Below are 9,960 nucleotides of genomic sequence, written 5' to 3'. Positions count from 1 at the left end.
ACTTACTCTTCTCTATACGTTCTTCTGCTTCTCTTACTAAAAATGACATTTTGCCTCCTCTTTCGTATGTACTTATCTTTTCATTCTATCATATATGTTTCTTTCTGCCTATTATGCAATGGTCTTTCAATCACAATTTCGAATCCTTCTTCTAAATCTTTCGCATCTATCTTCCCAAGTATCTCCTCAGGTCCATACATCGTACTTGGCCATATCATCTCATCACCTTCAGCCTTAGCTATTATTTCCATTAAGCTTTCTAAATGCTTACTAATTTTTTCATATGCCTTTAATATAAATAAACATTGCTTTATTGTGTCTGAGTCCTTCTCCACTACCTGCGATATTATCAACGCTCCACATTCATGCGTGAACTGACCCTTGGGAATATTTTTATAAATAAATATCTTATGTTGTTATTCATTCCTTTGGGTATGAGTTTAAAAAGGGCAGCGCTTAACTTAATGGAGATATAGACATAACAGAGCACTGACCCTTCAATTTTAGAAAGTAGCTATCACATGCACAGCTTCATCGCAAATAAATTTAGCTTTTTGAAAATTCTGCCTTTGGATATTAGCTGCATTAGTGTATGTTGTATATGCACTTCTAAATGGCTTGAATTAACAAAAAATAACATTATCATTATGTATATAACTAACAATTGAATTATTTTCGATGAAGGAAACACGTCCACTATCTCCCCATCTAACCATTTATAAGCCACAAATATCCTCAATTTTATCAATCATGCATAGAATTACAGGTGTAATCATGTTTTTTGGATTCCTTTTAATTCTCTGGATTACAAATATGTATACCTTTAAAAGTAATACACTAGAAGCTTTTGGTGCTATTTTAACTTACGTTATGAAAAATAAATTTTTTCTATCTATTGTTATATTGTTTAGTTATTGTATTTTTTATCACATGTGCACTGGCATTAGGTATTTATTTTGGGATGCAGGTAAATTAATGGAAATAAAAACAGTAAATTTAACTGGGTGGTTAGCCATAATTATGTCTACTGCTCTCACTGTATTTTTTTGGTACGCAATCATTTTATAATTAATTAGGTCATGAGTTTAAAAAATTTAGCTGGCAAAGTCAAAGGACAAGGAAGTTCTAAATTTGGTACATTGCATTTTATAAAGCAGAGATACACAGCAATTATATTAGTACCACTTTTTATTTGGTTAATATTTTCCGTAATTGGCCTAATTAGGCACTCATCTTCTGAAAATGTGATCCTCTTTATTTCTCATCCCATGAATTTTGCACTAATTGCAATATTTATTTTATTTTTTTTATATCATGGTTATTTAGGTATGAATGATATAATGAAGGACTATATACAGTGTAAAGCTTTGTATCATTTATTGGATAAGGTTTTAATTGCTGTTTGTATTTTAACTTATTTTGTCACTATCATTAATTTTATTTTTTATCATTTATTATTTAGATATTTTTCGGGTATGAGCTAAAATGAATACAAAATCGTATGATATAATTGAGCATAAGTATGACGTTATAGTTGTTGGTGCAGGTGGTGCTGGTTTGAGAGCAACTCTTGGCATGGCTGAAAAAAAACTAAAAACAGCTTGTATAACAAAAGTATTTCCCACTAGAAGTCACACAGTAGCAGCACAGGGAGGAATTAGTGCATCACTAGGTAATATGGGGAAGGATGATTGGCGTTGGCATATGTACGACACTGTTAAAGGTTCTGACTGGTTGGGTGACCAGGATGCCATTGAATATATGTGCAAAAATGCTGCAGAATCTATTATCGAACTTGAACATTATGGTGTTCCATTTTCCAGAACAAAAGAAGGTAAAATTTATCAAAGACCATTTGGTGGTATGACTACAGAGTATGGTAAGGGAGAGCCTGCACAAAGAACATGTGCGGCAGCTGATAGAACTGGGCACGCTATACTGCATACCCTATATCAACAATGCCTAAAAGCTGATGCAGAATTTTTTGTTGAATATTTTACAATTGATCTGATAAAAAATGATGCTGGCGAATTTATAGGAGTTCTTGCATATTCTCTTGAAGAAGGCACCATCCATAAATTTAGTGCAAATTTAGTTGTTCTGGCTACAGGTGGTTACGGTAGAGCATATTTTTCTGCAACATCAGCACATACATGTACAGGAGATGGCGGAGGCATGGCTTTAAGGGCTGATTTAGCTTTACAAGATATGGAATTTGTACAATTTCATCCAACAGGTGTATATGGCTCTGGCTGTTTAATAACAGAGGGAGTTAGGGGAGAGGGTGGTTATTTAATTAATAAAGACGGAGAAAGATTTATGGAGCGTTATGCTCCTTCGGTAAAAGATTTAGCCTCAAGAGACGTTGTTAGTAGAGCTATGACGGTAGAAATACGTGAAGGCAGAGGGTGTGGCGAAGATGGTGAGTATATACACTTAGTTTTATCACATCTAGATGCTGATGTAATTCATAAAAGGCTACCTGGTATTTCAGAAACAGCAAAAGTTTTTGCCGGAGTGGATGTGACAAAAGAACCTATTCCAGTAATTCCAACGGTGCATTATAATATGGGTGGAATCCCAACTAATTTCCATGGAGAAGTTTTGAGTAAAAGTGGCAAAAGTATGAAAATTGTTCCTGGTCTCATGTCTATTGGTGAAGCTTCTTGTGTATCGGTGCATGGTGCAAATAGGCTTGGTTCAAATTCATTACTCGATTTAATCGTGTTTGGTAGAGCAGCTTCGATCAGGGCTTCAGAATTAATAAAATCTGATGATAAAAAACCTGATGTTCCAAATAAATATATTGAGAAAATTTTAGATAGATTTGATAAAATAAGACACTCAAATGGTAATCTTCCTACATCAAAAATTAGATTAGATATGCAAAAAACAATGCAAAAGCATGCAGCTGTATTTCGTACGGAAGATTCATTAAAAGAGGGCGTGAACTATATGCATGATATATATAATTCGTTTGAGGATATTGGAATTTCTGATAGAAGTATGATCTGGAATAGTGATTTAGTTGAAGCTTTAGAATTGGATAACCTTAGATCTCAAGCACTTGTAACTATATCAGCAGCATATAATAGGCAAGAATCAAGAGGTGCGCATGCCAGAGAAGATTATAAAGAAAGAGATGATAAAAAATGGATGAAGCATACCTTGATTGAGTTAAATGGAAAAACAGGTAAAGTCAAAATTGATTATAGTGAAGTGTCTAAAAAAACACTAACTGACGATGTTGAATTTTTCCCTCCAGTAAAAAGGGTGTATTAATCTGCAATTAATCAAAGTTAAAGTATTTGAACAATGTTGAGACTAATATAAGAGAGACATTTTTAATATAAAAATGTAGTAAAAATATTGGTAAAAAATAAGGGATGAACAAAATAGTAAATGAAACCATACTACCAAAAATATGATATCAGTGTCTTGCCAAAAGTCCTTAATTAATATAAGATATTTTGTATAATATATCATAAGAATATTACAATTATGACTGTAAGTATCAAATTAGACAAAAATATAGAAGACAGATTGCATTATCTTTCAAAAGAAACAGGTAGAACAATTTCTTTTTATGTTCGTGAAGCCATTCAATCTAAACTAGAAGATTTAGAAGATATCTATTTAGCTGAAAAAGCTTTAGAAGATATCCGAGCTGGAAGGAGCGAGACTTATACATTGGAAGAAGTAAAGCAAAGTCTTGGTTTATAATGTGGTTTATAAGATTAAATAAAATTGCAGCAAAAGAGCTTGAGAAGCTTGATAGATCTATTCAAGTAAGGGTAATATCTTTTTTAGAAACTAGAGTTGCTTTTTGTGCTGATCCAAGATCTTTGGGAAAAAGTTTGAAAGGTAAAATATTTGGAAAACTTGTGCGTTTTCGAGTAGGAGATTATAGATTAATTTGCGACATAAAAGATAAAGAGATCACAGTGTTAGTGTTGAGAATAGCTCATCGTAGCGGGGTTTATGATGGGTGATATTGTGGGATATGCAAGAGTATCTAGCCAAGGACAAAGTTTAGAGATACAAATAGATAAGCTTACTAAATATGGTTGCAATAAAATATACCAAGAAAAGATAAGTGGAGTAGATCAGAAAAGAGCAGAGCTAATCAAATGCTTAGATTATATGCGGGAAAATGATACATTAGTTATCACTAAATTAGACCGAATGGCAAGGTCAGCTTATCATTTGGGTAGTATTGTTGAAAAGCTTAAAGAGAAAAAGGTAAACTTTATTGTGTTAGATCAAAATATCAACACGGCCTCTCCACAAGGAAAGTTAATGTTTCAGATGCTATCATCATTTGCAGAGTTTGAAAATAACTTGAGAAAAGAGCGACAGCTTGAAGGGATTAAGAAAGCTAAAAAAGAAGGAAAATCCTTTGGTAGGCCACTTAACGTTGATGAAGAATTAATTAATAACGTTAAAACATCAGCGCAAAGAGGTATAATGGTTTCTCGCATATTGAACTATTATAAAATAAGCCAAACTACTTATTACCGTATTAAAGCAGGATGGTATGACAAAAAAGTTACTAAAGAATCAGAAGTTTTAGATGTTATAAGAGAACTATAAACAATGAAGTGAACCCCCAATGAGTTAGAGTGAGAAAGATTTAAAAGTGAAGTGAAAATGTTACATTGGTCAATTACAATTGAAGCAGAGTGCTCAGGATAACTATTGTTTAATAAGCATTATTAAAAAAACTAGTGAATATGCAAGAGATAGAATTTACTAAATCCCCAATTACAGCTGATATCGATTTTCTAACTGACAAACTCAATCAAGAAACACCAGAATTCGGGGAAGCTTATTCTTTTGCGTTTTTTATAAGGGATAAAGCGAGTCAAATTATTGCAGGTTGTAATGGAAGTGTCATTTTCGGATGTATCTACACTGACATGCTATGGGTTGATAAAGCTCATAGGAAATTAGGTTATGGAAAAAATTTGATGGAAGCAGTTCACGACTATGGTCGTAAATCAGGATGTGAAATGGCAGCCGTTGCCACAATGACCTTTGAGGGTGCTAAATCATTTTATGAGAAATTAGGATACTCAGTAGACTTCGAGAGGCATGGCTATACTCAAAATTCTAGCTGCATCTTTTTAAAGCAGAGTTTGTAATATATAAAGCCAATTGGAAAAAAAACAAGCTTCTCATCCAACTTTGCACAATAAAATCCATAATACCTAAAACTTTTAAATATTGAGGATGACCATTAAATAAATGCTAATTAACAAATTGAATAATAGCTATAGGAGCGCAATCACCTTTTCTGTAACCTGCTTTGATTACTCTTGTATAACCACCATTTCTTTCCTTATACCTAGGCGACAATACGTTGAGTATTTTATCCGTTTCCTTTAAGCTCCCGCCTAATTTAGATATCAATTTTCTCCTAGAATTTAGGTCGTTCTCTTTGCCAGTCGTTATTAATTTTTCAACCACACTCCGCAAACTCTTTGCTTTTGGCAAAGTGGTCAATATCTGTTCACTATTTATCAAAGATTTGCACAAATTTCTCAACAAACTTGTCCTATGAGCACTTCTTCTAGAAAATTTTCTTTTACTTATTCTGTGTATCATATCAAAAATGCATTAATTATTTTCACCAAGATAACCTTCCATTAGCTCTTCTAAATTCTCAGGAGGCCAATTTTCAATTTCCATACCAAATTTTAAACCCATTTCAACAAGTAATTCTTTGATTTCATTTAGGGATTTTTTACCAAAATTTGGCGTTTTTAACATCTGGGCCTCAGATTTCACAACCAAATCACCAATATATATTATATTGTCATTCTTCAAACAATTATGTGAACGAACAGATAATTCCAAATCACTAACTTTTCTAAGTAAATTAACATCAAATGGTATTTTTTTCTCTTTAGGTTTTTCAACTTCTTCAACTTCTTTAAAGCTTATGAATACCTGTAATTGCTCTTGAAAAATTTTAGCTGCCAGTGCCAGTGCCAATTCTGCTTTAATAGAACCATTAGTTTCAACTTTTAAAGACAATTTATCATATTCAGTTTTTGATCCAACTCGACTATTAGAAATTTTAAATGAACATTTAGAGACTGGGGAAAATATTGAATCTATTGCAATAAAGTCATTCCCATAATCTAATTCGCCGTGCTCGCTTGCAACCTTATAGCCTTTACCTGAAGCAATAATAAACTCCATGTTTAATTTAATATCTTTAGTAGCATTACAAATTACCAAATCTGGATTTACAATTTCAAAGCCAGCAACCACATCAATCATTCCTGCAGTAATGGGGCCTTTTTTTGTTACATTTAAAGTAAATTTTTTATTACCAAATCCTGTATTTCCTTTAATTATTACAGATTTAAGATTCAAAATAATCTCAACTACATCTTCTTGTACATGGTCAATTGTTGAATATTCATGCTCTACTCCCGATATTTTTACAGCACAAATTGCAGTGCCCTGTAATGACGATAGTAGTATTCTTCTTAAGGAATTACCCAAAGTTATTCCAAAACCTTTTTCCAAAGGTTCAATATGAAATACAGCAGAATTCTCTTCTACTTCTTCAATCGTATAATCTGCTGGTTTAATTAAACTGACCCAATTCAATGATATGTTAGTTTTCTGTATTTCTTCGTGCATCTATGATATACCTTATTAATTTAATACTTTAAACTCTTCTTTTTTTAGGTGGTCTAACACCATTATGAGGTATAGGAGTTATGTCTTTTATTGTTGTGACATTGAGTCCTGAAGATATTAAACCCCTAACTGCAGAATCTCTACCACTTCCTGGACCTTGAATTTTTATTGAAATTGTTTTCATACCAAATTCAGTTGCCTTTTTTGCAGCAACCTCAGCCGTAACCTGTGCTGCATACGGCGTTGATTTACGTGACCCTTTAAAGCCATTACATCCTGCCGAGGACCAAGCAATAACTGCGCCTTGTATGTCAGAAATAGTAACTATAGTGTTATTAAATGTAGCAGATACATGTGCTATGCCTATAATAACGCTTCTTTTTTTCTTGCTAGTTGTTTTTTTATCCATGCTCAATACTTTTTTCTTCTTTAGTTATTGTTATTTAGTTACCTTTTTCTTTCCGGCAATTGCAATAGCTTTTCCTCTTCTTGTGCGTGCATTTGTATGGGTTCTCTGCCCTCTTGTAGGTAATTTTCTTATATGTCTTATACCTCTATACGATTTCATGTCAATCAGATTTTTGACATTTAGAGATACTTCCATTCTTAAATCGCCCTCTACAGAATATGAAGAATCAATTGTTTCTCTTATTCTTCTGACTTCATCATCAGATAATGCTGAAACCCTAACACTCTCATCTATGTTAGCTTTTTCACATATTTGCTTAGATCTATGCGGTCCTATTCCATATATGTATGTAAGTGCTATACCGACTTTTTTAGCTGTTGGAATATTGACGCCTGCTATACGTGCCACGAAAACCTCTTTGCAATAAATTTTGTAGTTTAATGCTAAGAATTCTATATAATTTAATCTTTAAGTCAAGTGTATAAGTGAATTTATTTAAGGGAGCTGTTTAAAATACAACGTTATAAACAAGAATAAGAAATTGAAATAACATAAAAATATGTAAAATAATGAAAATGGAAAAAAAGTAAATAAAATTGATCAAATACAAGAATATCTCTTAAAAAATTGGTATTTTTCTAAAAACAGCTATGTAAAATTTAATTGCAGTGCTGATTTCATATCAAATACACAAGATGTAGTAAATTTATAAGTTACAGAAAAAAAGATTGATGAATAGATTAGGATGAGTTAATTAGTTAGTTGTAATTTTATTTTTCTAAATTTTTATTAATTTATATCAATAATGAAGAAGAAAGGTGTTAGTTTATCAGATTCTATAGTTAATTGGATAGAGTATAGATTGCCAATATTTGGCTTTATCAAACACTCTGCGGACTATAGAGTGCCAAAAAATTTAAACTATGCTTGGAATTTTGGCTCAATGGCAGGAATTGCATTATTAATGCAAATTATAACTGGATTGTTTCTTGCCATGCAATATACCCCACATGTCAAAATGGCATTCGATAGCGTGGAAAATATAATGAGAAATGTGAATTATGGATGGTTAATTCGATACACCCACGCAGTTGGAGCATCCATGTTCTTTGCAACGATATATATACATATTGGTAGGGGATTATATTATGGCTCATATAAATCGCCAAGAGAGCTGGTTTGGTTCTTTGGGATTTTTATTTTTGTAGCAACAATGGCAACTGCATTCATGGGATATGTTTTACCATGGGGACAAATGAGCTATTGGGGAGCAAATGTGATAACTAATCTTTTTTCAGCAGTGCCGTTTATTGGTGATGATATTGTGATTTGGCTGTGGGGAGGGTTTTCTGTAGATAATCCAACATTGAATAGATTTTTTGCATTACATTTTTTATTACCATTTGTAATTCTAGGATTATTGATAATTCATATCATTGCACTTCATGTACACGGCTCTAATAATCCTACCGGTTTAGAAATTAAGTCAAAAAAAGACTCTATTCCATTTCATCCTTATTATACCGTGAAGGATTTTTTTGGATTTGGCATATTTTTCATTATCTATTTTTATTTTGTGTTTTTTAAACCAAATTTATTAGGTCATCCTGATAATTATATTGATGCAAATCCCCTGGTTACTCCTGCTCACATTGTTCCTGAATGGTATTTTTTGCCTTTTTATGCTATTTTAAGATCTATACCAGATAAGCTTGCCGGGGTAGTTGCCATGTTTAGTGCCATCTTAATACTTTTTGTTCTTCCTTGGCTTGATAGTTGTAAAGTTAAAAGTGCCAACTATAGACCTTTATTCAGAATTTTTACATATGTATTTTTTATTAATTTTATCGCACTTGGTTATTTGGGAGGAGAAGTTGCTGAGGAGCCATATATTACATTTAGTCAAATTTCTACAATTTGGTATTTTACACATTTTTTAATTATATTGCCCTTGCTATCAAAATTTGAAAAAACCAAAACATTGCCAAATTCAATTAGTGAATCACAGATAAAATGATGAAGTTGAAACAATTTTTGATGAATCAAAATTTATCCATTGCTTCTGAGTAGTCTATGAGAGGTACTGTATGATCAAAATCGACCTTTTAAAAAACCATCCACACACTGTACCAGCATTTGCAAATATTTGGTATGAAGTTTTAGGTAAAATTTGGATGCCTGATATTTTGATTGAACAGGTAATTGAAAGATTTACTGATCACTTTTATTGCTTTAGATGGTGATGTGCCGTCTGGTATGTGCTCTTTGCGTGAAAATGATGGCATTCGCCTTGATCTTACTCCTTGGCTTGGTCCGCTTGTTGTTGATCCAAAATATCAAAAACAAGGGATCGGCAAAATGCTAATTGACGTCACAGTCGATAAAGCAAAAGAGCTTGGTTTTGAAAAACTTTACTTGTTCGCTATTGATCCTACAATGCCTGAGTACTATCAACGTCTCGGGTGGAAGAAAATTGGTATGGATGAATTTAAATCGCATCCTGTAACGGTGATGGAAGTGGGGTTATGAATGTCAATTAGTTATCCCAAACCTTGTGCTTGCCGGCAAAATTATTGCTGAGCAATTCCCTGAGTATAGTCATTTACTCATAATTAACGTGAATTATGGATAAGGAATGTAAGGTTAGCAAATTCTGTTTTACTCTACACTTATTATTTTTTATCTACGAAAAATATTTTTTAAACTTCCACCACTTTTCCATTTCTGTGTTTTATATTTTGAATTGTTGTCCTAAAAAGGCCGTTGTATAAATGCAAAGCAAGGAAGATATGCAATAAATGGATTTAAAAAATTAGATTCATATAAAGAAGAACGATAAGTTTGGTATAAAAGCTGATAGAATAATAGGAATTCAAGAAAGTTAACAAAATATT

The 9,960-nt window shown here is 32.5% G+C and carries 15 protein-coding genes; 10 read left to right on the top strand and 5 right to left on the bottom strand.

The window, feature by feature from the left end; all coding sequences use genetic code 11:
- Positions 1–80 precede the first annotated feature (80 nt).
- Positions 81–353 carry a hypothetical protein gene (locus L8D11_RS01520; protein ID WP_236869913.1) on the bottom strand — a complete coding sequence of 91 codons (273 nt, stop codon included), beginning with the start codon at positions 351–353 and terminating at the stop codon, positions 81–83.
- Between the two features lie 325 nt (positions 354–678).
- Between L8D11_RS01520 and sdhC the strand changes: the two genes are divergently transcribed.
- From sdhC to L8D11_RS01485, 7 genes are all read left to right on the top strand, one after another.
- Positions 679–1,068, top strand: a complete 390-nt coding sequence (sdhC, locus tag L8D11_RS01515; RefSeq protein WP_236869912.1) for a succinate dehydrogenase, cytochrome b556 subunit — start codon at positions 679–681, stop codon at positions 1,066–1,068.
- An 11-nt stretch (positions 1,069–1,079) separates the two neighbouring features.
- Complete coding sequence (sdhD, locus tag L8D11_RS01510) at positions 1,080–1,484, top strand: succinate dehydrogenase, hydrophobic membrane anchor protein (protein ID WP_236869911.1); 405 nt, start codon at positions 1,080–1,082, stop codon at positions 1,482–1,484.
- 1 nt (position 1,485) lies between these two features.
- On the top strand, positions 1,486–3,282 hold the full coding sequence (sdhA, locus tag L8D11_RS01505; RefSeq protein ID WP_236869910.1) for a succinate dehydrogenase flavoprotein subunit: 1,797 nt from the start codon (positions 1,486–1,488) through the stop codon (positions 3,280–3,282).
- Positions 3,283–3,501: 219 nt separating this feature from the next.
- Entirely contained in the window at positions 3,502–3,723 is a 222-nt protein-coding gene (gene relB / locus L8D11_RS01500) for a type II toxin-antitoxin system RelB family antitoxin (protein ID WP_236869909.1), read from the top strand.
- Positions 3,723–3,992, top strand: a complete 270-nt coding sequence (locus tag L8D11_RS01495) for a type II toxin-antitoxin system RelE family toxin (RefSeq protein ID WP_236869908.1) — start codon at positions 3,723–3,725, stop codon at positions 3,990–3,992. The genes relB and L8D11_RS01495 overlap by 1 nt, the downstream gene beginning before the upstream one ends.
- Positions 3,982–4,593 carry a recombinase family protein gene (locus tag L8D11_RS01490; protein ID WP_236869907.1) on the top strand — a complete coding sequence of 204 codons (612 nt, stop codon included), beginning with the start codon at positions 3,982–3,984 and terminating at the stop codon, positions 4,591–4,593. Before L8D11_RS01495 ends, L8D11_RS01490 begins: the two co-directional genes overlap by 11 nt.
- A 140-nt stretch (positions 4,594–4,733) precedes the next feature.
- Positions 4,734–5,144: a GNAT family N-acetyltransferase gene (locus L8D11_RS01485; RefSeq protein ID WP_236869914.1), complete on the top strand. Its 411-nt coding sequence runs from the start codon at positions 4,734–4,736 to the stop codon at positions 5,142–5,144.
- A 106-nt stretch (positions 5,145–5,250) separates the two neighbouring features.
- Here the strand turns inward: L8D11_RS01485 and rplQ are convergent, their stop codons facing one another.
- Genes rplQ through rpsM form a run of 4 tightly spaced genes read right to left on the bottom strand, consistent with a single transcriptional unit; the run spans position 5,251 to position 7,474 of the window.
- Positions 5,251–5,607, bottom strand: coding sequence for a 50S ribosomal protein L17 (rplQ, locus tag L8D11_RS01480; RefSeq protein ID WP_236869906.1), 357 nt, complete (start codon positions 5,605–5,607; stop codon positions 5,251–5,253).
- Between the two features lie 12 nt (positions 5,608–5,619).
- Positions 5,620–6,657 (bottom strand): DNA-directed RNA polymerase subunit alpha, encoded by a 1,038-nt coding sequence (locus tag L8D11_RS01475; protein WP_236869905.1) that lies wholly within the window; start codon positions 6,655–6,657, stop codon positions 5,620–5,622.
- 28 nt (positions 6,658–6,685) lie between these two features.
- Positions 6,686–7,066 carry a 30S ribosomal protein S11 gene (gene rpsK, locus L8D11_RS01470; RefSeq protein ID WP_236869904.1) on the bottom strand — a complete coding sequence of 127 codons (381 nt, stop codon included), beginning with the start codon at positions 7,064–7,066 and terminating at the stop codon, positions 6,686–6,688.
- Between the two features lie 30 nt (positions 7,067–7,096).
- A complete protein-coding gene (gene rpsM, locus L8D11_RS01465) occupies positions 7,097–7,474 on the bottom strand; it encodes a 30S ribosomal protein S13 (RefSeq protein WP_236869903.1) in 378 nt (125 codons plus the stop codon).
- Positions 7,475–7,871: 397 nt separating this feature from the next.
- Here rpsM and L8D11_RS01460 point away from each other — a divergent pair, with 397 nt between their 5' ends.
- The 3 genes from L8D11_RS01460 to L8D11_RS01450 all read left to right on the top strand — a co-directional run bounded on the left by L8D11_RS01460 (position 7,872) and on the right by L8D11_RS01450 (position 9,595).
- The gene (locus tag L8D11_RS01460; RefSeq protein WP_236869902.1) at positions 7,872–9,083 is read left to right on the top strand and encodes a cytochrome b; all 1,212 of its coding nucleotides are present in this window, start codon (positions 7,872–7,874) and stop codon (positions 9,081–9,083) included.
- Positions 9,084–9,153: 70 nt separating this feature from the next.
- On the top strand, positions 9,154–9,309 hold the full coding sequence (locus L8D11_RS01455; protein WP_236869901.1) for a hypothetical protein: 156 nt from the start codon (positions 9,154–9,156) through the stop codon (positions 9,307–9,309).
- 13 nt (positions 9,310–9,322) lie between these two features.
- Positions 9,323–9,595: a GNAT family N-acetyltransferase gene (locus L8D11_RS01450; protein ID WP_236869900.1), complete on the top strand. Its 273-nt coding sequence runs from the start codon at positions 9,323–9,325 to the stop codon at positions 9,593–9,595.
- Positions 9,596–9,960 lie beyond the last annotated feature (365 nt).

Source organism: Candidatus Bandiella numerosa (assembly GCF_021811875.1).
Lineage (GTDB): Bacteria > Pseudomonadota > Alphaproteobacteria > Rickettsiales > Midichloriaceae > Aquirickettsia > Aquirickettsia numerosa_A.
The sequence above is the reverse complement of the archived record's forward strand: the minus strand, read 5'-3'. Positions and strand labels throughout refer to the sequence as shown.

What these genes read in the sequence shown, in the direction of transcription:
- sdhC (WP_236869912.1), top strand. Translation starts at nt 679, where the DNA reads ATGAAGGAAACACGTCCACTATCTCCCCATCTAACCATTTATAAGCCA.
- sdhD (WP_236869911.1), top strand. Translation starts at nt 1,080, where the DNA reads ATGAGTTTAAAAAATTTAGCTGGCAAAGTCAAAGGACAAGGAAGTTCT.
- sdhA (WP_236869910.1), top strand. Translation starts at nt 1,486, where the DNA reads ATGAATACAAAATCGTATGATATAATTGAGCATAAGTATGACGTTATA.
- relB (WP_236869909.1), top strand. Translation starts at nt 3,502, where the DNA reads ATGACTGTAAGTATCAAATTAGACAAAAATATAGAAGACAGATTGCAT.
- L8D11_RS01495 (WP_236869908.1), top strand. Translation starts at nt 3,723, where the DNA reads ATGTGGTTTATAAGATTAAATAAAATTGCAGCAAAAGAGCTTGAGAAG.
- L8D11_RS01490 (WP_236869907.1), top strand. Translation starts at nt 3,982, where the DNA reads ATGATGGGTGATATTGTGGGATATGCAAGAGTATCTAGCCAAGGACAA.
- L8D11_RS01485 (WP_236869914.1), top strand. Translation starts at nt 4,734, where the DNA reads ATGCAAGAGATAGAATTTACTAAATCCCCAATTACAGCTGATATCGAT.
- rplQ (WP_236869906.1), bottom strand. Translation starts at nt 5,607, where the DNA reads ATGATACACAGAATAAGTAAAAGAAAATTTTCTAGAAGAAGTGCTCAT.
- L8D11_RS01475 (WP_236869905.1), bottom strand. Translation starts at nt 6,657, where the DNA reads ATGCACGAAGAAATACAGAAAACTAACATATCATTGAATTGGGTCAGT.
- rpsK (WP_236869904.1), bottom strand. Translation starts at nt 7,066, where the DNA reads ATGGATAAAAAAACAACTAGCAAGAAAAAAAGAAGCGTTATTATAGGC.
- L8D11_RS01460 (WP_236869902.1), top strand. Translation starts at nt 7,872, where the DNA reads ATGAAGAAGAAAGGTGTTAGTTTATCAGATTCTATAGTTAATTGGATA.
- L8D11_RS01455 (WP_236869901.1), top strand. Translation starts at nt 9,154, where the DNA reads ATGATCAAAATCGACCTTTTAAAAAACCATCCACACACTGTACCAGCA.
- L8D11_RS01450 (WP_236869900.1), top strand. Translation starts at nt 9,323, where the DNA reads ATGTGCTCTTTGCGTGAAAATGATGGCATTCGCCTTGATCTTACTCCT.